Raw genomic sequence first — 22,682 nt, forward strand, 5'->3', positions numbered from 1 at the left:
GGCGGGACCGCGGTCCTCGTCGCACGGGGCGGCAGCGTGCTCGGCGCGGTCGTGGTCGGCGACACCGTGAAGCCCGAGGCCCCGGAGGCCGTTCGGCGCTTCGTCGCGCTGAGTCTGCGTCCCGTGCTGCTCACCGGTGACAACGAGGGCGCTGCCCGCGCGGTCGCGGACCGGGTCGGCATCGACGAGGTGCACGCCCGGGCCACCCCGGCCTCGAAGCTCGAGACCGTCCGGCGGCTCCAGGCCGAGGGTCGGACGGTCGCCATGGTCGGCGACGGGGTGAACGATGCCGCGGCACTCGCGGCCGCGGACCTCGGCATCGCCATGGGAGCCGGCACCGACGCGGCGATCGCGGCCAGCGACATCACCGTCGTGACCGGTCGGCTCACCGTCGTGGCGGACGCGGTCCGGCTGTCGCGGGCGACGCTCCGCACGATCCGCTGCAACCTGTTCTGGGCGTTCGCGTACAACGTCGCGGCGATCCCGCTGGCGATGGCGGGACTGCTGAACCCGGTGCTGGCGGGTGCGGCGATGGCGTTCTCGTCCGTGTTCGTGGTGACGAACAGCCTGCGCCTGCGTCGCTTCCGTGCCGCGGCCGAGGAGCCGGCGGCGTCGACCGCGTGACCGGCGGGGCGGACGCGCACCGTGCCTCCCGGGCGACTGTGCACGTCACCTGCCGGAGCGCACTACGCTCGGACGTGGTCCGCGACGCAGCGCTGCGGTGACCCGCGGTCCAGTACGTCTTGAAGGTACCCAGGAGGACCGAAGTGACCGAATCCGCTCCCGTCGACCCCACATCGACCGACGGCTGGAAGAAGCTCGCCGGCATCGCCGACGGCTTCACCCCGGACCTGCGCGGCTGGTTCGACAGCGACCCCGGTCGTGCCGAGCGCTACACGTTCCAGGCCGCCGACCTGACCGTCGACCTGTCGAAGGGCCTCGTCGACGACGAGATCCTCGGCGCCCTGCTCCAGGTCGCGAAGGACACCGGCGTCGCCGAGCGCTTCCAGGCGATGCTCGCCGGCGAGCACATCAACGTGACCGAGGACCGTGCCGTCCTGCACACTGCGCTCCGTCGTCCGGAGGGCATCGAGCCGGCGCTCGTCGTCGACGGGCAGGACGTCGACGCCGACGTGCACGCCACGCTCGACAAGGTCTACGCCTTCGCCGAGCAGGTGCGTGACGGCTCGTGGACCGGTGTCACCGGCAAGCGCATCGAGACGGTCGTGAACATCGGCATCGGTGGCTCGGACCTCGGTCCGGTCATGGTCTACGAGGCCCTGAAGCCGTACGTGCAGGAAGGGCTCGAGGCGCGCTTCGTCTCGAACATCGACCCCGCCGACATCTACGAGAAGACCGCGGACCTCGACCCGGAGACCACGCTCTTCATCGTCGCGTCGAAGACGTTCGGCACGCTCGAGACCCTGACGAACGCCCGCCTGGCCCGCCAGTGGCTGTGGGAGCGCCTGGGCCTGACCGACGCGTCGGACGGCGAGAAGTCGAACGCCGTCGCCAAGCACTTCGTCGCCGTGTCGACCGCGCTCGACAAGGTCGCGGCGTTCGGCATCGACCCCGAGAACGCCTTCGGCTTCTGGGACTGGGTGGGCGGCCGCTACTCGGTCGACTCCGCCATCGGCACCTCGGTCGTCATCGCGATCGGCAAGGAGAACTGGCAGCAGTTCCTCGCCGGCTTCCACGCGGTCGACGAGCACGTCCGCACCACGCCGCTCGAGCAGAACGTCCCCGTCCTGATGGGCCTGCTCAACGTCTGGTACACGAACTTCCTCGGCGCGCAGAGCCACGCGGTCCTGCCGTACACGCAGTACCTGCACCGCTTCGCCGCGTACCTGCAGCAGCTCACGATGGAGTCGAACGGCAAGCGCGTGCGCTGGGACGGCTCGCCCGTCACGACGGACACCGGCGAGGTCTTCTGGGGCGAGCCGGGCACGAACGGCCAGCACGCGTTCTACCAGCTCATCCACCAGGGCACCCGCCTGATCCCGGCGGACTTCATCACGGTCGCGAAGCCGGCCCGTCCGCTCAAGGACGAGTCCGGCGACGGCGGGGCCGTGCAGCCGGGCCAGGACGTCCACGCGCTGTTCCTCGCGAACTTCTTCGCCCAGACGAAGGCGCTCGCGTTCGGCAAGACCGCCGACGAGGTCCGCGCGGAGGGCACCACCGACGAGGGGATCGTCGCCGCCCGCACCTTCACGGGCAACAAGCCGTCCACGTCGATCCTCGCGCCGGAGCTCACCCCGAGCGTGCTCGGTCAGCTCATCGCGCTGTACGAGCACATCGTGTTCACCGAGGGCACCATCTGGGGCATCGACTCGTTCGACCAGTGGGGCGTCGAGCTCGGCAAGCAGCTCGCACTGCAGATCGCCCCGGCCGTCGACGGCGACCAGGACGCGCTCGCGTCGCAGGACTCCTCGACGAAGGCGCTCATCGCGAAGTACCTGGAGCTGCGCGGCGAGTAAGGCGCGCACCTGACGGACGGGAGGCGCGGTGCCGGCTGGCACCGCGCCTCCCGTCCGTCAGGTGCGCGCGTGCCGCGGGCGCCCGGGGCGCCCGGGGCGAGACTCGCGGTGCGCGACACTCCTCGGACGGATCGCTGCGAGAAGTGTCGCCCAGGCCGAGACTCGGCAAGCGCGCAGCGCGCGTCAGCGGGCGAGCGGGTCGAGGTTGAGCGTCGTGCCCTCGTAGAGGTACTGGTCGTCGCCGAACACCTGCACGTCGGCGTTCAGCCAGACGAGTGCCTTCACGCTGATGCCGAAGCGTGCGGCCACGTCGCCGATGAGGTCGTCCGGAGCGACCGTGTAGGACCGGGGCGCTCCCGAGGGAGTCGTCGCCGTGACCGGACCGGCGGCGTTCGCCCGAGCCCCGCCGTCGACCGGGTGCACGTTCGTCTGCCGCTCGGGCACCGACCACCGCACGGGCGCGACCGCGAGCACCTTGCCACCGGCGATCTCGATCGGCAGGTCCGTCCGTGCGGCATCTGCCGCCGACGACACCACGAGCGTCACGAGCCCCGACGGGTCGACGCCCGAGCCGTCGAGCGGCACGTCCGCTCCCACGGGCGCCGGGGTCGGACCGCCGAGTACGGCGTCGCCCACGCCGGGGTAGGTCAGGCCGTCGCCCACCTGCCGGTCGCGCTCGAAGAAGCCGACGCCGATCGGCACGGGGAGTGACGAGGTCACGCCGGTGTACTGCGCCGTGAAGGTGTCGTCCCCGTCCGCGACGACCCGGTAGTGGAAGTGGATGCTGCCCTTCGGTGACGCGACGTCACCCTCGGCCAGGACCGTGCCGGCCGGGACGGGCGTGAGCACGGGGTCGGGGACAGCCGCCTCGCTCGCGACCGGGGTGGGTGCGCGCGGTGTCGCCGATGCCTCGAGCCGTGCGGCGTCCGGGTCCTCGGTCGCGGTGGCGGTCGGAGCTGGCGACCGGCTCGCCGTCGGCGGGACCGAGGGCGCCGGGAGCGCTCCGTCGGTCCCGCCGAGCAGCGAGCAACCGGACAGCGCGACGGCGACGACCAGAGCGGTGGCGCCGGTCGCGACGGTTCGGTTCATGATTCCCCCTCGGGTCCCGATGCTACTGCCGGCCCCGGGTCGGGGAGGAGCGGGCACGAGCGGATGTGTCCGCGGGTACAGCTGTCGGTGCGAGCGGCTACCGTCGAGGCATGGACCGCCACGACATCCTCGCTGCCGCTGCCGCCGCCCACGCCGCTCGCATCGCCGAGGCCGGCGGCGACGACACCGCGGCCCGGCAGCGTGCCGCCGCGGTCGAGGGGCGCGAACACAGCACGGACGACGCCTCGGCCGACGCCGCGCGTGCCGTCCAGCGCCGGCGCGCGGGCGAGGTCGAACGAGCCGCCGAGCGCACCGAGGGAGCACTGTCGGACTGGCACCGGATGGGCACCCGCCGCGGGATCACGCCCGACGAGCAGCTCCGCAGCGCCTGGACCGTCACCGGGGTCCCGGAGCCCGGGGCGGCGCGCGCGTTGGCGAACGTCCTGCTGTCGACCGCCGGCCACGCGGGCCGCGTCGCCGACGCCGCTCGGCGGAACCCGACGCTCGGCGGCGCCGCGAGCGCCGCAGCCCGCCGCACGGTCCGCCGGTACACCGACCACGGGGCGGGGATGGCCTCGCTCGGCGACGTGCTCGGCGACGGTCCGACCGACCCCGCCTGAGTCGCAGCGGCATCCGACGACCGCTCGGCCGTCGGTGCCTCGTCGAGCCGTCGGCCAGAATGGTTCCGGACCGGGACACATTGGACCGCTCCCTCGCTCATCAGGCGTTTCTTGGATCGGTCCAAACGTCAGGTCGACAGAATGTCCAATTGACAGGACATGGAATCGGGATACGATCGCTGCACGCATCGCCGCGCAGTCACCCGACGAAGGAGTCATCGAATGGTCGACATCAAGCCGACAGCACCGAACGTCGCACTTCCACCGGTGGGAGAGGGGCCCCACCGTCGCCGTCTCGGCGTCCTGGCCCTCGTCGCGACCTTCGGCGGCCTGCTCTTCGGCTACGACACCGGTGTGATCAACGGCGCGCTGCTCCCCATGAAGGAGGAGCTCGGCCTGACGAACCTGACCGAGGGCGTCGTCACGAGCTCGCTGCTCTTCGGTGCAGCCGTCGGCGCGATGCTCGGCGGGCGGATCGCGGACGGCTGGGGGCGCCGGAAGACGATCATCCTGCTCGCCGTGACCTTCTTCGTCGGCACGCTCACGTGCGTCTTCGCTCCGGCCTTCGGGGTCATGGTCGTCGGCCGGGTCCTGCTCGGCCTGGCGGTCGGCGGCGCGTCGACGGTCGTGCCCGTCTTCCTCGCCGAGCTCGCGCCCTACGAGATCCGCGGATCGCTGTCCGGACGGAACGAGCTCATGATCGTGATCGGGCAGCTCGCCGCGTTCGTGGTCAACGCGGTCATCGGCAACCTGTGGGGCGAGGGCAACGGCGTCTGGCGCGTCATGCTCGCCGTCTGCGCCCTGCCTGCAGTCGCGCTCTTCATCGGCATGCTCCGGGTCCCGGAGTCGCCGCGCTGGCTCGCGTCGAAGGGCCGCTACGGCGAGGCACTGTCGGTGCTGGGCGAGATCCGGTCGGAGGAGCGTGCGAAGGCCGAGCTCGACGACATCAGGCGGACCAACGACCTCGAGGTGGAGGTCCAGCGTGTCAGTGGCTGGCGGACGCTGCTCGGCAACAAGTGGCTGATCCGGATCGTGCTCATCGGCGCGGGCATCGGTGTCGCGCAGCAGCTCACCGGCATCAACTCGATCATGTACTACGGCCAGACCGTCCTGATCGAGTCCGGGTTCCAGCAGTCCGCGGCCCTCATCGCGAACATCGCCCCGGGTGTCATCGCGGTCGTCGGTGGCGTGATCGCCCTCGCCAACATGGAGCGCATCAACCGCCGCACGACGCTCATCCTCGGGTACTCGCTGACGACGGTGTGCCACTTCCTCATCGGCATCGCGTCGATGACCCTGGTGGAGGGCAACCCCGCTCGTCCGTGGGTGATCCTCTTCCTGGTCGTCGCGTTCGTCGGCTCGATGCAGACGTTCCTCAACATCGCGACGTGGGTGATCCTGTCGGAGATCTTCCCGACGCAGATCCGCGCACTGGGCATGGGCATCGCGGTGTTCTGCCTCTGGATCGCGAACGCGTTCCTCGGGCTGTACTTCCCGACGATCGTGGCGGCGACCGGCATCACCGGCACCTTCTTCGGCTTCGCCGTGGTCGGCGTGCTCGCCCTGGTCTTCATCTGGAAGTTCGTGCCGGAGAGCCGCGGCCGCACCCTCGAGGAGGTCGAGGAGGGCGTGACCACCGGCAACATCTTCACGGTCCCCGCGAAGCAGGCGCGGCGGTAGACCCAGCGACACGACGGACGGGAGGCCCGTGGCGACGCTGCCACGGGCCTCTCGTCGCGTCGTCCGGTCACCGGTGACGCGCGCCCGACCGACCGTCCGAGCGGCGTGTGTACGGTGCTCCGTTGTCGGGAGACAACGATCACCGGGAGGCGCACGCGATGACGGAACTGCAGCTGCAGGATCTGCCGACGGCATTGACGCTCGTCTGCGCGGGGCTGCTGGCCGTCGCGATCGCATGCGCGGTGTTCGTCGCGGTCGACGTCGTCCGGAACCCGCCGCAGATGCGGGTGATGGCGCTCGTCTGGCCGCTGACGATGCTGTTCGGCAGCGTGGTCTGGCTCGTGTTCTACCTGCGTCGGGGCCGCGCGACGGTGGACGGCCACGGACGGTGGGCAGGCACCGCGATTGACACGAGCCACTGCGGCGCCGGGTGCGCGCTCGGTGACCTCGTCGGTGAGTTCGGGCTCGTCGCGTTCCCAGCGCTCGGCACGCTCGTCGGGCTCGGCACGCTCTACCAGGACCGCATCTTCGCCGGGTGGACCATCGACTTCGTCATCGCGTTCGTCGTCGGCATCGCGTTCCAGTACGCGGCGATCGCGCCGATGCGCGGGCTCGGCTGGCGGGACGGGCTCGTCGCCGCGTTGAAGGCCGACACCCTCAGCATCACCGCGTGGCAGGTCGGCATGTACGGCGCGATGGCGGTGCTGCAGTTCGCGCTGCTGCCGGCAGTGCTCGGTGGCCGGGTCGGCGTGCTCACGCCCGAGTTCTGGGTCGCGATGCAGGTCGCGATGGTCGCCGGCTTCGTCTGCTCGTACCCGATGAACGCGCTGCTGGTGCGGAGGGGGCTGAAGGAGGCGATGTGACCGTCGACGCATCCCGTGACGGACGGGAGGCGCGGTGCCAGCCGGCACCGCGCCTCCCGTTCGTCGGCTGGTCGTGTGTTACGACCGCACCCGCGCTACGGGCGCAGGAGCACCTTGCCGACGCGGCCGGCGGTGTCGCTGGCGCGAGCGGCGTCGCGGGCGTCCTCGAAGACGAAGGTCTCCGAGACGGGGAGCGTGAGCGAGCCGTCGAGCACGCGGGTGATCAGCTCGCCGAACAGCTGGCCCTTGAGCTCACCGGGCATCGTCTTGCTGACGACCGCGCCCCAGAAGCCCTTGACCGTCAGCTGGCCGAAGATGACCTTGCCCGACGGGATCTCGAGCGTGGGCGACGCCATCGCGCCGAACACGACGAGGGTGCCGTTCTCGCCCATCACCGAGGCGATGTCGCCGGCGGCCTTGCCACCGACGGACTCGACGCCGGCGATGATCGGCGCGCCGCCCGTGATCGCGGCGACCTGGTCCTTCCAGTCGTCCGCGTCGGTGGCGACGATGCGGTCGATGCCCTGCTCGCGCAGTTCCTCGACGCCCTCGGCGCGACGGACCAGGCCGATCACGTTGATGCCGCGTGCCTTGCCGAGCTGCGCGACCATGCGGCCGACGGCGCCGTTCGCGGCGTTCTGGATGATCCAGTCGCCCTCGTGCAGGTCGAGCGAGTGCAGCAGGCTGATCGCGCTGAACGGCATCGACACGAGCTGCGCGGCGGACTCGTCGGGCATCGCGTCGGGGACGGGGACGAGCCCGGCCGCGTCGGCGACGTAGTACTCGGCCCAGACGCCGAAGGTGCCGCCCGCGACGCGCTGACCGACCTGCAGGCGGTCGACGCCCTCGCCCAGGGCCTCGACGACGCCGAGCGCCTCGGTGCCGCTGGCGGCGGGGAGCTCGGGCTTGAAGCCGTACGTGCCGCGGATCGTCCACAGGTCGTGGTTGTGGATCGGGGAGAGCACCGTGCGGACGAGCACCTGGCCGGGGCCGGGCTGCGGGACGGGGCGCTCGGCGACGGTGAGGACGTCGGCCGGCTCACCGAAGGTCTCGTGGACGACGGCGCGCATGGTGGTGGGGGTGGTGTCGGTCATGGGTCAGTCCTCCGAGACGACGATGGTGACGTCGATGTTGCCGCGGGTGGCGTTCGAGTACGGGCAGACCTGGTGCGCGGCGTCCGCGAGGGCCTGGGCCTGGTCGTGCTCGACGCCGGGGATGACGACCTCGAGCATGACGGCGAGCTGGTAGCCGCCCTGGCCGTTCGGGCCGATCGAGACGCGGCCGCCGACGGTGGAGTCGGTGATCTTCACCTTCTGCGCGCGGGCGACGCCCTGCAGTGCGGAGTGGAAGCAGGCCGCGTACCCGGCGGCGAACAGCTGCTCGGGGTTCGCGCCGTTGCCGGAGCCACCCATCTCCTTCGGGATGGCGAGGTCGTGCTCGACGCGGCCGTCGCTGGTGGCGACGTGGCCGTTGCGGCCCTCGCCGGTGGCGAGCGCCTCGGCGGTGTAGAGGACGTCCATGGCGGTCCTTCCTTCCTTCGTGGGGTCAGTCGTCCGACGCTGTGGGGGCGTCGGGGGTCGGGGTGCCGGCGTCGTCGCCCGCGGCGTGCATGGTCGTGGTCAGGCGCTGGAGCGTCGCGATGAGTTCGAGTGCGGCCTGCTCGTCGGACAGGCCCATCCCGGCCGCGATGCGGGCCGGGACGTGCGCGAGCTCGGGGCGGATCGAGCGTCCGCGATCACCGAGGGCGACCGTCACGACGCGTTCGTCGGTGCTGCGGCGCTCGCGGCGGACCAGGTCGGTCTGCTCCATGCGACGCAGGAGCGGTGACAGGGTGCCGGAGTCGAGCTGCAGGTGGTCGCCGAGCGTCGACACGGTCTGGTCGCCCTCGATCCACAGGGTCACGAGGACGAGGTACTGGGGGTAGGTGAGACCCCAGGGTTCGAGCAGTGCGCGGTACGCCTGGGTGGTGGCCCGGGACGCCGCGTACAGCGAGAAGCACACCATCTCGTCGGTCACCGGCATGCGACCAGTGTTGCACGCAACCCAGTTGTGCACAATCAGGTTGTTCGCAGCTCGGAGACGGACGTCCGGGTGCCCGGCCGGTTAGGCTGACCTGAGCCACGATGACCAACCACGACACCGACAGCACCGCGACCCCGCGCGCAGGGACCCCCCTCCGCACCGGCTCCGCGTCGTCCCACGGCAAGACGATCCTGATCGGCGAGCACGCCGTGGTCTACGGCGTACCCGCACTCGTGCTCCCCGTGCTCGACGTCCGCGTGACGGCGACGGTCACGCGGGTGGCGTCCGACGACGGCAGCCGACTCGAGTCGACGGTGCACACCGGGCCGCTCGACACCGCCCCCGCCGCGGTGCTGCCGACGGTGACCGCCGTCACGGCGACGCTGCGACACCTCGGCGCCGAGGAGCAGCACGTGCACGTGCGGGTCGACAGCGCCGTGCCGACCGCCCGCGGCATGGGGTCGAGCGCCGCGGTCGCCGCCGCCGTCACCGCCGCCGTGGCCGACGCCTTCGGCCGGACCCTCGGTCCCGAGGAGCACCACGAGCTCGTGCAGGAGTGCGAGCGCGTCGCGCACGGTCGGCCGTCCGGGCTCGACGCGCGAGGGGTCGTCGCCGAGGTCCCCGTCTGGTTCGAGGGCGGTGTCGTCGAGCCCGTCCCGCTCGGCGCGGTCTTCACCTTCGTCGTCGCGGACACCGGCGTCCCCGGACACACGCGCGAGGCAGTGGCCGCCGTCCGGGAACGCCACGACGCCGACCCCGCCTCGGTGGGCGCCGTCGTGGGGGCCATCGGTGACCTCGCGCGACGCGCGCGGGGGACACTCGAGGACGGCGATGCCCAGGCCCTCGGTGCCACGATGGACGCCGCGCACGAACTGCTCACCGAACTCGACGTGTCGAGCGCGGACCTCGACCGGCTCGTCGTCGCCGCACGCCGTGCGGACGCCCTCGGCGCGAAGCTCACCGGCGGTGGGCGCGGCGGATGCGTCCTCGCGCTCGTCGCGGACGGGGAGCACGCCGACCGCGTGTCCGCCGCACTCCGTGCAGCGGGTGCGACGGAGACCTGGACCACCACGATCGGAGCCCGCGCCTGATGACCGCCACCGCCGTCGCGCACCCCAACATCGCGCTCGTCAAGTACTGGGGCAAGGCCGACGCGCAGCTCGCCCTGCCCGCCACCGGCAGCGTGTCGATGGGCCTCGACGTCTTCCCGACCACGACGACCGTCACCCTCGACGGCGCGGCGGAGGCCGACTCGCTCGTGCTCAACGGCAGCGCAGCTCCCGAGGGCGCACTGCTCCGCGTGCAGCAGTTCCTCGACCTCGTGCGCGAGCTCGCCGGGTCCTCCGACCGGGCGGCCGTCGTCTCCGAGAACACCGTGCCGACCGGTGCGGGCCTGGCGTCGAGTGCGTCCGGCTTCGCGGCGCTCGCGACCGCGGCTGCCGCGGCGTACGGGCTCGACCTGTCCGAGCGGGACCTGTCCCGGCTCGCCCGACGCGGTTCGGGGTCGGCCACGCGGTCGATCCCCGGCGGTGTCGCGGTCTGGCACGCGGGCGACGACCAGGGCTCCTACGCCGAGCGCGTGCCCGCCCCGCCGATGGCCATGGTCGTGGTGACGATCTCGGCCGGCGAGAAGGCGATCGGCTCGCGCGAGGCGATGCGTCGCACGATCGCGACCTCGCCGTTCTACCCGGCCTGGGTGACGTCGACGACCGACACCGTGGGCGAGGTGCTCGACGCCTGTGCCGCCGGGGACTTCACCCGCATCGGCGAGCTCACCGAGAGCAACGCGCTCCGCATGCACGCCACGATCGAGGGCGCCTTCCCGCCGATCCGGTACCTGAACGCCCGCAGCGTCGCCGTGTTCGACGCCGTCGCGGAGCTCCGCGCCGCGGGCACCGAGGCCTACGCCACCGCCGACGCCGGACCGAACGTCGTGGTGCTGACGAAGCCCGAGGACCGCGGGACGGTCGCGTCCGCGCTCGCCGGCCTCGGAGACGTCATCGAGTCCGGCACCGGACCAGGCGCACGGGTCGTCCGCTCCGAAGGAACGGAGGCGCCCGGAGTGGGCGTCGTCCGACCGGAGGAGTCCGCCGAGTGATCGAGTTCCGCGCCCACGGCAAGCTGTTCGTCGCGGGCGAGTACGCCGTCGTCGAGCCCGGGCAGCCGTCCGTGCTCATCGCCCTCGACCGGGCCATCACCGCCCGGGTGCGCGAGGGGCACGGCGCCGGCAGCGTGCACTCCGAGGAGTACGGGCACCTGCCGCTGACGTGGACCCGCGACGAGGACGGCCTGGCGCTCGACCGCGAGCACCACCCCTACGACTACGTCATGGCGACGATCGACCTCGTCGAGAAGCTCCGCGCCGAGCGCGGCATCGCGCCGAGGTTCCACGACCTGCGCATCGAGAGCCAGCTCGACGACGCCAGCGGTCGGAAGTTCGGGCTCGGGTCCTCGGCCGCGGTCACCGTGGCCACGGTCGGCGCACTCGACCGGTTCTACGGCATCGGGCTCTCCCAGCGCGACCGCTTCCGGGTCGCCCTGCTCGCGACCGTCCGGGTCAACCCCCGGGCGTCCGGCGGCGACCTCGCCGCGAGCACGTTCGGCGGCTGGCTCCGCTACAGCGCACCGGACCGCGAACGCCTGGTGGCCATGCTCGACAGCCGTTCCGTGACCGCGATCCTCGACGACACCGACGCCTGGAGCGGCTTCGACGTGCAGCGTCTGCCCGCACCGAAGGACCTCGAACTCCTGGTCGGCTGGACGGGTTCGCCGGCGTCGACGACGAAGCTCGTCAGCGTGGTCAGGAAGCACCGCAACGGCGGGTACCAGGCGTTCCTCGACGACAGCCGCGCCTGCGTCGACGACCTGACCACGGGCCTCCGGACCGGCGACGCGGCGATCACGCTCGACGCCCTCCGCCGCGCCCGCGTGCTCATGCAGCGCCTCGGCGCGTCCGTGGGCTCGCAGATCGAGACCGAGCGGCTCGCGACCCTGTGCGACGTGGTCGAGTCGGCCGGCGGGGCGGCGAAGCCGTCCGGCGCCGGCGGCGGCGACTGTGGCATCGCGCTCGTCCCGGCGGACACCGACCTCGCCGGCATCCACCGCGCCTGGGAGGCGCACGACATCAGACACCTCAGCGTCGCGGTGCAAGCGCCCGAAGGGAGCGTCGAATGACCGACCTGCTGACCCCGATCCCCACGAAGTGGGTGGGGCCGATCCGTGTGAGCGGCAACGCCGTCGAGGGCGAGCACGAGGTGCCCCTCGCCACGTACGAGTCGCCGCTGTGGCCGTCCGTGGGTCGCGGGGCCCGCGTCTCGCGCATGGTCGAGGGCGGCATCGTCGCGACCGTCGTCGACGAGCGCATGACCCGCTCGGTCGTCGTGAAGGCCGACAGCGCGGCCGCTGCGCACATCGCCGCCGGGCGGATCCTGGCGCGCCAGGACGAGCTCGAGCAGATCGTCGCCGGGCAGAGCCGGTTCGCCAAGCTCATCGAGGTGCACCCCGAGATCGTCGGCGACCTGCTCTTCCTGCGCTTCGCGTTCACCACGGGCGACGCCTCCGGCCACAACATGGTGACGCAGGCGGCGGACAAGCTGCTGCCCGCGATCCTCGCGTGGGAGTCGGGCCTGCGGTACGTCAGCGTCTCGGGCAACTTCTGCACCGACAAGAAGGCCACCGCGGTGAACGGCATCCGTGGCCGTGGCCGGAACACGATCGCCGAGATCGTCATCCCCGGCGAGATCGTCGAGAAGCGGCTGCGGTCGAGTGCGGAGCGCATCGCCGAGCTCAACGTGGCGAAGAACCTGGTGGGCTCGACGATCGCCGGGGCCCTGCGCTCCGCGAACGCGCACTACGCGAACATGCTCCTCGGTTTCTACCTGGCCACCGGGCAGGACGCCGCGAACATCGTCGAGGGCTCCCAGGGCATCACGTACGCCGAGGCCCGCGGCGACGACCTGTACTTCTCCACCGCGCTGCCGCACCTCATCGTCGGCACGGTGGGCAACGGCAAGGGCGGGGACCTGCCCGTCGTCGAGGACGCCCTGGTGCGCCTCGGCTGCCGCGAGGACCGCGAGCCCGGAGCGAACGCCCGCCGCCTGGCCGCCCTGTGCGCCGCGACCGTGCTCTGCGGTGAACTGTCGCTGCTCGCCGCGCAGACCAACCCGGGGGAGCTGATGGCGGCGCACGTCGCCATGGAACGTCGCGGGTCGAAGCCCGCAGGAGGTGCAGCATGACCGCTCAGCAGCAGGTGCGCGTCGGCATCCACGACATCGCGATCGCGACCGGCCACCACGTGCTCGAGCTCGACGACCTGGCGGAACGGCTCGGCGTCGACCCGGCGAAGTACCACGTCGGCATCGGCCAGGACGCGTTCAGCGTGCCCGCCCCCGACGAGGACATCGTCACCATGGGCGCCGCCGCAGCGAAGGAGGTCATCGACCGCCACGGCGTCGAGGGCATCCGCACGGTGCTGTTCGCGACCGAGTCCGGCGTCGACCAGTCCAAGGCCGCCGGCGTCTACGTGCACGGGCTGCTCGGCCTGCCGCAGAACGTCCGCGTGGTCGAGCTGAAGCAGGCCTGCTACGGCGGGACCGCCGCCGTGCAGCTCGCCCTCGGCATCATCGCGCGCGCGCCGCACGAGCGGGTGCTCGTCATCGCCGCGGACGTGGCGCGGTACGACGTCGACACCGCCGCCGAGCCCACCCAGGGCGCCGGCGCCGCCGCGATCCTGGTCTCCGCTGACCCCGACCTGATCGAGATCGAGCCCGCCGCCGGCGTCTTCACCGCCGACGTCGACGACTTCTGGCGACCGAACGACCGCTCGACCGCGCTCGTCGACGGTCGGCTGTCGGTCAGCGCCTACGTCGACGCGTTCGTCGGGGCGTGGGACGACCTGGCGTCGCAGGGTGGCCCGGCGTACGAGGACATCGTGCGCTTCGTCCACCACCAGCCGTTCACGAAGATGGCGCTCAAGGCACACCGGAAGCTCACGCAGCACGTCGGGGTGCCCTTCGACGAGTCCGAGCTCGCGATCGGCTTCACCTACAACAAGCAGACCGGCAACACCTACACGGCGTCGCTCTGGATCGGGCTCGCGGCGCTGCTCGACCTCGACGACGACCTCGCCGGGGAGCGGATCGCCCTGTTCAGCTACGGCTCGGGCAGTGTCGGCGAGCTGATCACCGGCATCGTCCGACCCGACTACCGCTCCCACCGCCGCGAGGGCCGGGTCCGCGCGCTGCTCGAGGCACGCGTCCCGCTGACGGTCGACGCCTACCGGGAGCTGCACGCCGCCGGCGCCGCCACGAGCGAGGACGTCGAGCGTCCGCGCGTCACGGCCGCGCCGTACCGCTTCGCCGGCGTGCGCGGTGGTGCCCGCCACTACGAGGCGACCGCGCAGGACTGACGCGACCCCACGACGGACGGGAGGCGCGGTGCCGGCTGGCACCGCGCCTCCCGTCCGTTCCTGCTCCCGTCCCTCGCCCGCTCGCGCGGTGTAGAAGGATCCTCATGGGTCAACTCGTGTACGACGGTGAAGTGCTCGACCTGCGCATCGACGACCGGGCCCTCACACACCTGCAGATCGTGATCGTCAACATGCTCCGCCGTGAGCACCGCTTCGTGTTCTCGTGGAAGGACGACGTGCTCCACGGCGACGGGCGGAGCTCGGTCTGGTTGCACCCGAACGTCAGTCTGCGGTTCACCTTCGCGGGCAGCCGGGTGCCCGCGATCAACCGCAGCTGGCTCGAGGAGCTCTACGCCGCTGCGACCTCCGGTGCCGGACTCGTGCTCGTGCCCGAGCCACCCGACACGAGCACCGCGGCGGACTCCGCGTGGTCCCGAGCGGTCGTCCCGGGGGCGGCGGAGTCCGCGTCCGCCGGCGACACGGAGTAGCACAGCGGCCGGGTCGAGTCAACGGGTTCCGGCTGCCGCGGGCGGCTCCGTAGCGTACTGGTGCCGCTGGACGCACCGTCCCCACGGCCGGCGTCAGGGAGCCGACCGGGTGCGTGCCGTGGTGGGAGGGAACCGCATGTCTGCCACGGAGAGCACGCACGACGACCGCTTCGGGACGGTCGTCGAGGTGGAGCGTCGACACGAGATCTGGATCAGGGGTCTCCTCGTCGAGCCGGACGGGTGCACGCTGTACTCGGACTTCTTCGTCGCGCGGGATGCGGAGTCGGTCGCCGTCACCGGGTGACCGTCCCTCGGGTGCCCCGGTCGTCGGTCCCTCGGCGGCCGGGGCACGCCGCGACAGCGGCGCGGGTCAGCACACGGCGCGGGTCAGTACACGTCGCGGACGTAGCGCTTCGCGCGCCGCAGGTCCGCCAGGTACGCCTGCGCGTCGTCGTCCCCCCGGCCCCGACCGGTCGCGATGACCTCCAGCAGGGCCTGCTCGACGTCCTTCGCCATCCGCGACGCGTCCCCGCAGACGTACACGTGCGCCCCGTCCTCGAGCCACCGGTACAGCTCCGCTGCCTGCTCCCGCATCCGCGTCTGCACGTAGACCTTCTCGGCCTGGTCGCGCGAGAACGCCAGGTCGAGCCGGGTCAGCACGCCGCGCTCCTGCAGGTCCGTCAGCTCGTCCTCGTACACGAAGTCGGTGTCGCGGTGCTGGTCGCCGAAGAACAACCAGTTGCGCCCGGTCGCCCCGGCAGCGGCCCGCTCGTGCAGGAACCCGCGGAACGGGGCGATGCCGGTGCCCGGCCCGATCATGACCATCGGGGCGTCACCGTCGGCGGGCACCCCGAACGCCGCGTTCGGTTGCAGGTACACGTCGACCTCGCCGTCGGCCAGCACCCGGTCCGCCAGGTAGGTCGAGGCGACGCCGCCGTGCGTGCGGCGCGCATCGCCGTAGCGGACGGACGCGACGGTCAGGTGGATGCGGTCCGGGTGCGCCAGCGGGCTCGACGAGATCGAGTACTGCCGCGCCTGCAGCCCGCGGAGGTTCGGGAGCAGCTCGTCCATCGTGGGCGCGGCACTGCCGGCGTCACGGAGCAGGTCGAGCACGTCGCGGCCCCAGAGCCACCGGTCGAGCTCGTGCTTGTCGCCGTGCGACACGACCGCCGCGAGCTCCGACGCGGGCGCACGTTGCACGAGGTCGGCCACGAGGTCCTTCGACGGCGTCCGGATCTCGCGGTCGGTGCGGAGGACCTCGGCGAGCGGTCGCCCGTCGAGCTCCGCCGAGCCGTCGACCCCGAGGTGTGCGAGCAGCTGGTCGACGAGCGCCGGGTCGTTGTGCGGCACCACCGCGAGCGCGTCGCCGGCGGCGTACTCGATGCCGGAGCTGCCGAGGTCGAACTCGACGTGCCGGATCTCCTTCGCGCTGCGCGGCGAGGAGAGCAACCGGTTCACGACGAGGGGCGCCCGGTACGGGTTGCGCTTGTTCCACTGCGACCCCGGCCGGGAGGCACGGCTCGCCCCCGCCCCGCCGGACGTGGCGGACGAGGTGGTCGCTCCGGCGGCGGGGCCGGCAGCGCCCGGCTGCGCGCCGGCCTCGGCGGCGAGACGGTCCAGGACCGCGGCGCTCCAGAGCGCGGCGGGGTCCTCGAAGTCGACGTCGCAGTCGACACGGTCGTGGATGCGCGTCGCGCCGAGCTGCTCGAACCGGGTGTCGAGGAGCTTGCCGGCCTGGCAGAACTCGTCGTAGCTCGTGTCGCCGAGCCCGAGGACGGCGTACTGCAGTCCCTCGAGCCGGGGGACCGTCGAGGCCTGGATCGCGTCCCAGAACAGGCCGGCGTTGTCGGGCATCTCGCCCTCGCCGTACGTCGAGGTGACGAGGAGCACGTGCGACATCCCGGCGAGCTGCTCCGGCGTCACGGCGTCGAGCGGGGTCGCCCGGCCGCCGAGCCCGCGTGCCTTCGCCCCGGCGACGAGCTCGTCGGCGAGGAACTCCGCGTTGCCCGTCTGCGTGCCGAAGAGCACGTCGACCGTCGTGGTCGGGGCCTCGCCGGTGACCCGCTTGCCCGCGGCGGCGATGCCGGCGATGAACCCGGCGAGCCAGGACTCCTGCGCCGCCGAGAACGGGGCGTCGACCGGGATCAGCTGCCCGGTGGGCGGGAGCGTGCTCATGCCGACACCGCCTCGACCGGGGCCTGCGGAGCGCGGGCAGCGATGTCCTCGAGCGCCGCGGTCGCGAGCAGCTCGTCGAAGCGGGCCGCGCGGACCCGGCCGGCGTTCTTGGCGTTCTGGTGCATGATCCACCCCGTGGTGCCCGGCATGTCCGCACTGCGGTTGTTCCGCTGCGCGAGCGCACGCTTCGAGTCGTCGAGCCGCTTGACGGCGATGAGGGTCGCGAGCTCGTCGTCGGCGAACCGGTCGAACGTGCTGCGGAGGTACTTCACGACGCGCTGCTTCACCTGGAAGTCCTCGGTCAGGACGAGGTTCCGCACCGCCTCGGTCACGCGGGGGTCGTTCGGCGCGGCGCCCGGCACCCGCTCCTGCGCGACGTCCTGCGCCACCCCGAGCACCGTGTACGACGAGAGCAGCGAGAAGGTGTCCTCGCCCTGGTCACCGAGCGCGGGGGCACGGCCGTCGAGCACGGTCCGCTGGTCGCGGTAGTCGACCTTGAACGCGCGGAGCTTGTCCGTCGCGACCGAGGTGGCGAGCTCGTCGAGGAGCTCGGCGCGGGTGGCGGCGGCGAGGATCTCGTCGGCGTCCTGGCTGAGCAGGAGCGCGCGCGGCATCCCGACGAACACGTGCTCGCGGGTGGTCGCCCAGTCCGCGAGCAACCGCTCGGCGAGGGCGGACCCGGTGGCCTCGAGGTGCCACTCGAGCAGGAGCTTCGCCGCGGCCTCGTGGAACGCACCGCGCTCGGTCTCGGTCACGGGGAAGACGAGGAGCGAGTCGGTGCTCGCGCGCTCGGTCACCGAGCCCGACGGGTCGTACTGGTACAGGAAGCCGCCGGACATGCCGTTGCCGAGCCCCTTGCCGAAGCCGCCGAGGTTGAACACCGCACCACCGGTCATGTACTCGCAGCCGAAGTCGCCGAGGCCCTCGACCACGGCGGTCGCACCGGAGTTCCGGACGGCGAACCGGTCACCGGCCTCGCCCTCGACGAAGGTGCGGCCACCGGTCGCGCCGAACAGGGCGAAGTTGCCGACGAGGACGTTGCCGCCCCGCTCGACGCTCCCACCGCCCGGGGCACGCACGACGATCCGGCCGCCCGACTGGCTCTTGCCGACACCGTCGTTCGCGGTGCCGGTGTGGTCGAGCGTGGTCCCGTCGTTCGTGAACACGCCGTACGACTGCCCGGCCGAACCGCTCGTGCGGATGGTCACGGCACCGTCGACCAGGCGACGACGGCCACGGTCGTCCGTGGTGATCGCCGGGTGTGCGGACAGGTCGACGCCGCGCAACTCGTGGTTGAGGACGCGCTCGACGTCGATGCCGAACTGCCCGCCGACGGACTTGTCGGCGTTGCCGAGGGCGATGCCGTCGACGGTCAGGGTGTGCTGGTGCCCGTCGACGAGTGCCGCGCGCACCTGCTCGATCAGGGCGTCGTCGGTCCGGAAGTCCTTCTCGAGGTACTCCGGGTCGGTGACGACCTTCTCGGGCACCTGCGCGAGCAGGTTCCGCACGTCGAGCCGACCGACGGACGCCGGGTGGTCGAGCAGCTGGAGCAGGTCGGTGCGACCCCGGGCCTCGCGGAGCGAGTGCAGGCCGAGGCGGGCGAGGATCTGCCGGACGTCGTGGGCGATGTTGAGCAAGTACTGCGCGAGCGCGCGGGGGTCGCCCTCGAAGGCCTCGGCGTTCGTGGTCAGGCCCGCCGGGCACTTCACGTTGCAGTTCTTCGCCATGACGCAGCCGAGCATCATGAGCGCGGTCGTGCCGAACTCGAACGAGTCCCCGCCGAGCAGCGCGCTCGTGACGACGTCCGAACCGGTCTGGTGCGCACCGGAGCAGCGGAGCGTGACCTTCTGGCGCAGCCCGTTCGCGACGAGGGCCTGGTGCACCTCGGCCACGCCGATCTCCGCCGAGCGTCCGGCGTACTTCAGGCTCGTGACGGCCGCGGCGCCGGTGCCGCCGGTGTTACCCGCGACGTTGATGACGTCCGCGCCGGCCTTCGCGACGCCGACCGCGATGGTGCCGATGCCCTCGGAGGACACGAGCTTCACGACCACCCGGACCCGGGCGGCCTTGCAGTCGTGGATGAGCTGCGCGAGGTCCTCGATCGAGTACGTGTCGTGGTGCGGCGGCGGCGAGATGAGCTCGACGCCGGGGGTGCCACCGCGGGCCGCCGCGATGTCCACCGTGACCTTCGGAGCCGGCAGCTGGCCGCCCTCCCCGGGCTTCGCGCCCTGGCCGATCTTGATCTCGAGCTCCTCGAGCATCGGGTCGGCGAGGTAGCCGGCCCAGATGCCGAACCGGCCCGAGGCGAACTGCTTGATGCGCGAGCCGCGGATCGTGCCGTAGCGGGAGTGGTGCTCGCCGCCCTCGCCGGAGTTCGACATGCCGCCGACCATGTTCGTGCCGTGGGCGACGGCCTCGTGCGCGGTGGCGACGAGGGCGCCGTGGCTCATCGCACCGGACGCCAGGGTCCGGGTGATCTCGTGCGCGGGCTGGACCTCGGCCACGTCGACGCTCGCGGGAGCCTGCTGCAGCAGGGCGAGCAGCTCGGCGGCCGCACCGGTGGCGCGGAGCGTCACCCGGTCGTCGGCGACGACGTCCACGTCGACCAGGCCGGGGTGCAGCAGCGCGAGCCCGTCCGCGAGAGCCCGGTGGCGCAGCGAACCCGTGGGTCCGGTCGAGGTGAGCTGCAGGGTGAAGCGGGTCGTGCCTCCCGGCAGGGCGTCCTCCGACGACGGCCGCGAGCCGGACAGTCCGCGCACCGTGATGCTCGCGTTCCCGGTGGTCGAGAAGCGGCCGAGCTCACGCGCGAAGTCCGGGGCCTCGTCGATGCCGGTGACGTCGGCCGGCAGGGCGAGCACGTCGCGGAGGGCCGCGGGGCGACGGGAGCGCTCGTCGTGCGTCGTCTGCAGGAACGTGACGTAGCCCGGGGTGATCCGGTGCGCGTCGATCTCGGCGTCGCTCAGGCGGTCGTAGCCGGTGTTGCGGTACGCGGTGTCCGAGATGCCGAAGGAGTCGTCGAGCTGCCGGAGCGTGAGCAGCCGCAGCGCGTCGGAGTCGCCCGAGCGCTCGAAGGCCGGGCGCTCCTCGGTCATCCCGCCGAACCCGCGCACGCTCGCGACGCCGAACGAGTGCCCGGCGCCGTCCGACCGCTCCTTGAAGAGCCCGAGCAGCGGCACCTGGCCGTCGGTCGCGACCGAGCGGGCACGCTCGTGCCAGTCCGTGGCGGCCTGTGCGATGCGGGCGAAGCCGACACCGCCGACCGGGGCGTCCATGTGCGGGAAGACCCTTGCGAACAGGTCGTCGCGGGTGTCGAGGTAGTTCGGCTCGAAGAACTCGCCGCCGATGTAGCTCTCGGCGGTGCACAGGCCGACCCGGCCCATCGTCTTCGCCAGGGCCTTCTCGGTCGCCTTGCGGAAGCGCTTGAGCGCGGCGTCGGTCGCGGTCAGCTCGCCCGCGGGTGCCGGGGCGGCGGGGTACTGCTCCTCCGCACGGAGCCGGGCCGACAGGCTGTACACGGCCGAGGCGCCGAAGCCCAGCGCGGTCGCGACGTGGTGGGACGACGGCAGCTGGCCGGACTCCGCGACGACGGACACGCGCAGGCGCAGTCCGGTCTCGATGAGCCGCTGGTTGACCGCGGCGACGGCGAGGATCACGGGGAGCGGCGCGTGCGTCGACGACACCGAGCGGTCGGTCAGGACCGCGATCCCGCCCTGGCGCTCGGCGAAGGCCACGACGGCCTCGGCGAGCTGCTCGGTGGCGGTGCGGACGGCGTCGGCGTTCGCCTGCTCGTCGTCGACGACCGGCACGTAGAGCATGTCGAACCGCTCGAGCGGCACGATCGTCTGGTCGCGGAGCCGGACCATGTCGAGGTGCCCGAGGACGGGGGAGTCCACGACGATCTGCCGGCTGGGCGTGGCGGTGGCGGTGGCGCTGCCCGTCCCGTCGGGCTTGGCGCCGAGGGCGACGCGCATGCTCATGCCGTCGGCCTCGCGGATCGAGTCGAGCGGCGGGTTCGTCACCTGGGCGAAGCGCTGCGAGAAGTACTTCGCCATCCCGCCCTCGGTGTCGCTCAGCGCGTTGATGGCGGTGCCGTAGCCCATCGCCGAGATGCGCTCCGAGCCGTTCGCGAGCATCGGGTCGAGCATGAACCGGAAGCTCTCCTGGTTCAGCGAGTACGCCACGTAGCGGCCCGCGAGCGACAGGTCGCCGTCGTAGCCGAGCGTGCTGGTGCCCCGGTCGTAGTCCGGCGCGGGCAGGTCGTCGAGGTGCACGCGTGCAGCGTCGAGCAGCGTCCCGTAGTCGCGGCGCGCGGCGAGCATCCGCAGGACCTCGTCGGTGCGCATCACCGACCCGGTGCGGTGGTCGACGACGAGCATGCCGCCGGCCTCGATGCGGCCGCGGTGCACGACGTCGCCGGCCGGGAACGTCACCTGCCCGGACTCGGACGCCACCATGAGGTACTCGTCCGTCTGCACGGTGCGCAGCGGGCGGAGACCCAGGCGGTCGAGCCGTGCGCCCACGACGTCGCCGTCGCTGAAGATCACCGCGGCGGGGCCGTCGTTCTTCTCCTCGTACAGCGAGAAGTACTCGAGCATGTCCCGGACGTCCGGGGTCAGCGTGCGGTCGTTCTCCCACGCCGGGGGCATGAGGGTGACGACGGCCTCGACGATCTCGAGCCCGTCGTCGAACACGCGGCTCTGCAGGGTCTGGTCGAGGCGGCTCGAGTCGGACTGCCCGGGCGGCCGGACGATGCTGCGCGTGCGGGCGGCGGCGAGGGCCTCGTCCGACAGGCGGTTCTTCCGGTCGGTGTTCAGCTCGCCGTTGTGCGCCATGAGCCGGAACGGCTGCGCCATGGTCGGGTGCGGCTCGGTGTTCGTCGAGAACCGCGTGTGGAAGTAGAGCGTGCGCACCGAGTGGCGCGGGTCCGCCAGGTCGCGGAAGTACGAGATGACCTCGCCCGAGTTCAGGCGGCCCTTGAGGATCTGCGTCCGGGCACTGAGCGACAGCGGGTAGAGGGCGGCGTGCGGAGCGTGTGCCTCGGCAGCCTGCGTGTACGAGACGCGCTCGACGGCGAGCAGGGCGCGGTTCGCCGCGGCGTCGACGTCCGTGCGGGACCACCCCTCGGGCGCGCGGAAGACCCACTGCACGATCGGCAGCTGGTACTGCTCGGCCTCGGGACGGGCCACCGAGTGGTCGACCGGCACGTCGCGGACGAGCAGCAGGTCGAAGCCCTCGTGCTCGATCGCTCCGGTCACGGTCTGCTCGGCGGCGGAGCGCTCGGCGGGGTCGGACGGCACGAAGCAGTTCGCGACGCCGAAGTGCCCGGCGACGAGCTCCTCGTCGGTGATGGCACTGAAGAACTCCACCGACAGGTCGATGCTCACGCCGGCACCGTCGCCGACGCCCTCGGCGGACTTGCCACCGCGGTGCGGGATCGAGCAGAGCGCCTCGTCGCCCTTGCGGAGGACGTCGTGGCTCGGGGTGCCGTCGAGGCGGGTGATGAAGCCGACGCCGCAGTCGCTCGACTCGCGGGCAGGGTCGTACAGACCGAAGGGGGAGGGGTTCACGTGCGGGTCCAGTGGGGCTCAGCCGGCAGCGGACGGCCAGGGCTGCATCGGTGGAGCGCTCGCCGCGGGCGGACCGGTGGTGGCGGTCGTGGCCCTGTGTGGGGGTGGTGCGGTGAGCCGATGCTACGGCTTGGTATACCGCGGGTGCAACAGACCGGCCGGACGGGAGGCGCGTGGCGGCCCGGCGACGCGCCTCCCGTCCGGTGCGGGCGCCGGTTCCGGCGCCGGTGATCGTGCCGGTGTGGTGCCGCGGTTTCGTCTGCTTGCGCACCACCAGGAGCACCTCGCGCCACG

Annotated in this window: 18 protein-coding genes; 12 read left to right on the top strand and 6 right to left on the bottom strand. The window is 72.3% G+C overall.

Translation table 11 applies throughout. From position 1 onward, the window contains the following. Both D8M35_RS07885 and pgi read left to right on the top strand, forming a co-directional pair. The coding region (locus D8M35_RS07885; protein ID WP_126891357.1) for an HAD-IC family P-type ATPase at positions 1-624 on the top strand (624 nt) is incomplete at its 5' end. A 143-nt stretch (positions 625-767) separates the two neighbouring features. Then, positions 768-2,477 carry a glucose-6-phosphate isomerase gene (gene pgi, locus D8M35_RS07890; protein WP_126891358.1) on the top strand — a complete coding sequence of 570 codons (1,710 nt, stop codon included), beginning with the start codon at positions 768-770 and terminating at the stop codon, positions 2,475-2,477. 183 nt (positions 2,478-2,660) lie between these two features. Here the strand turns inward: pgi and D8M35_RS07895 are convergent, their stop codons facing one another. Then, positions 2,661-3,566, bottom strand: coding sequence for a LysM domain-containing protein (locus tag D8M35_RS07895; RefSeq protein ID WP_126891359.1), 906 nt, complete (start codon positions 3,564-3,566; stop codon positions 2,661-2,663). Positions 3,567-3,676: 110 nt separating this feature from the next. Between D8M35_RS07895 and D8M35_RS07900 the strand changes: the two genes are divergently transcribed. From D8M35_RS07900 to D8M35_RS07910, 3 genes are all read left to right on the top strand, one after another. Then, entirely contained in the window at positions 3,677-4,186 is a 510-nt protein-coding gene (locus D8M35_RS07900) for a hypothetical protein (protein WP_126891360.1), read from the top strand. 222 nt (positions 4,187-4,408) lie between these two features. Further along, positions 4,409-5,866 (top strand): sugar porter family MFS transporter, encoded by a 1,458-nt coding sequence (locus D8M35_RS07905; RefSeq protein ID WP_126891361.1) that lies wholly within the window; start codon positions 4,409-4,411, stop codon positions 5,864-5,866. Between the two features lie 158 nt (positions 5,867-6,024). Next, entirely contained in the window at positions 6,025-6,729 is a 705-nt protein-coding gene (locus tag D8M35_RS07910) for a DUF4396 domain-containing protein (protein ID WP_126891362.1), read from the top strand. A 95-nt stretch (positions 6,730-6,824) separates the two neighbouring features. Here the strand turns inward: D8M35_RS07910 and D8M35_RS07915 are convergent, their stop codons facing one another. From D8M35_RS07915 to D8M35_RS07925, 3 genes are read right to left on the bottom strand one after another with little or no spacing between them, the layout of a single operon-like run. Next, the gene (locus D8M35_RS07915; RefSeq protein ID WP_161972623.1) at positions 6,825-7,799 is read right to left on the bottom strand and encodes a zinc-binding dehydrogenase; all 975 of its coding nucleotides are present in this window, start codon (positions 7,797-7,799) and stop codon (positions 6,825-6,827) included. A 27-nt stretch (positions 7,800-7,826) separates the two neighbouring features. Next, positions 7,827-8,249 carry an organic hydroperoxide resistance protein gene (locus D8M35_RS07920; RefSeq protein ID WP_126891364.1) on the bottom strand — a complete coding sequence of 141 codons (423 nt, stop codon included), beginning with the start codon at positions 8,247-8,249 and terminating at the stop codon, positions 7,827-7,829. A 25-nt stretch (positions 8,250-8,274) separates the two neighbouring features. Further along, positions 8,275-8,751 (bottom strand): MarR family winged helix-turn-helix transcriptional regulator, encoded by a 477-nt coding sequence (locus D8M35_RS07925; RefSeq protein ID WP_174234715.1) that lies wholly within the window; start codon positions 8,749-8,751, stop codon positions 8,275-8,277. A gap of 101 nt (positions 8,752-8,852) precedes the next feature. On the opposite strand from D8M35_RS07925, the gene mvk reads away from it, so the two are divergent. The 7 genes from mvk to D8M35_RS16365 all read left to right on the top strand — a co-directional run bounded on the left by mvk (position 8,853) and on the right by D8M35_RS16365 (position 14,950). After that, positions 8,853-9,842, top strand: coding sequence for a mevalonate kinase (mvk, locus tag D8M35_RS07930; RefSeq protein ID WP_126891365.1), 990 nt, complete (start codon positions 8,853-8,855; stop codon positions 9,840-9,842). Beyond that, complete coding sequence (gene mvaD, locus D8M35_RS07935; protein ID WP_238638144.1) at positions 9,842-10,849, top strand: diphosphomevalonate decarboxylase; 1,008 nt, start codon at positions 9,842-9,844, stop codon at positions 10,847-10,849. Before mvk ends, mvaD begins: the two co-directional genes overlap by 1 nt. Continuing rightward, positions 10,846-11,925 carry a phosphomevalonate kinase gene (locus D8M35_RS07940; RefSeq protein ID WP_126891366.1) on the top strand — a complete coding sequence of 360 codons (1,080 nt, stop codon included), beginning with the start codon at positions 10,846-10,848 and terminating at the stop codon, positions 11,923-11,925. Before mvaD ends, D8M35_RS07940 begins: the two co-directional genes overlap by 4 nt. After that, positions 11,922-12,986, top strand: a complete 1,065-nt coding sequence (locus D8M35_RS07945; protein ID WP_126891367.1) for a hydroxymethylglutaryl-CoA reductase — start codon at positions 11,922-11,924, stop codon at positions 12,984-12,986. The genes D8M35_RS07940 and D8M35_RS07945 overlap by 4 nt, the downstream gene beginning before the upstream one ends. Beyond that, positions 12,983-14,158, top strand: coding sequence for a hydroxymethylglutaryl-CoA synthase (locus D8M35_RS07950; RefSeq protein WP_126891368.1), 1,176 nt, complete (start codon positions 12,983-12,985; stop codon positions 14,156-14,158). Before D8M35_RS07945 ends, D8M35_RS07950 begins: the two co-directional genes overlap by 4 nt. 104 nt (positions 14,159-14,262) lie before the next feature. Further along, positions 14,263-14,646, top strand: coding sequence for an ATP-dependent DNA ligase (locus D8M35_RS07955; protein ID WP_126891369.1), 384 nt, complete (start codon positions 14,263-14,265; stop codon positions 14,644-14,646). 136 nt (positions 14,647-14,782) lie between these two features. Next, complete coding sequence (locus D8M35_RS16365) at positions 14,783-14,950, top strand: hypothetical protein (protein WP_153257434.1); 168 nt, start codon at positions 14,783-14,785, stop codon at positions 14,948-14,950. A gap of 83 nt (positions 14,951-15,033) precedes the next feature. Here the strand turns inward: D8M35_RS16365 and D8M35_RS07960 are convergent, their stop codons facing one another. Both D8M35_RS07960 and D8M35_RS07965 read right to left on the bottom strand, forming a co-directional pair. Further along, positions 15,034-16,821: a sulfite reductase subunit alpha gene (locus tag D8M35_RS07960; protein ID WP_126891370.1), complete on the bottom strand. Its 1,788-nt coding sequence runs from the start codon at positions 16,819-16,821 to the stop codon at positions 15,034-15,036. After that, positions 16,818-22,388 (bottom strand): glutamate synthase-related protein, encoded by a 5,571-nt coding sequence (locus D8M35_RS07965; RefSeq protein WP_126891371.1) that lies wholly within the window; start codon positions 22,386-22,388, stop codon positions 16,818-16,820. Before D8M35_RS07965 ends, D8M35_RS07960 begins: the two co-directional genes overlap by 4 nt. Positions 22,389-22,682 lie beyond the last annotated feature (294 nt).

Source organism: Curtobacterium sp. HSID17257, from assembly GCF_003989515.1.
Classification (GTDB): Bacteria; Actinomycetota; Actinomycetes; order Actinomycetales; family Microbacteriaceae; genus Curtobacterium.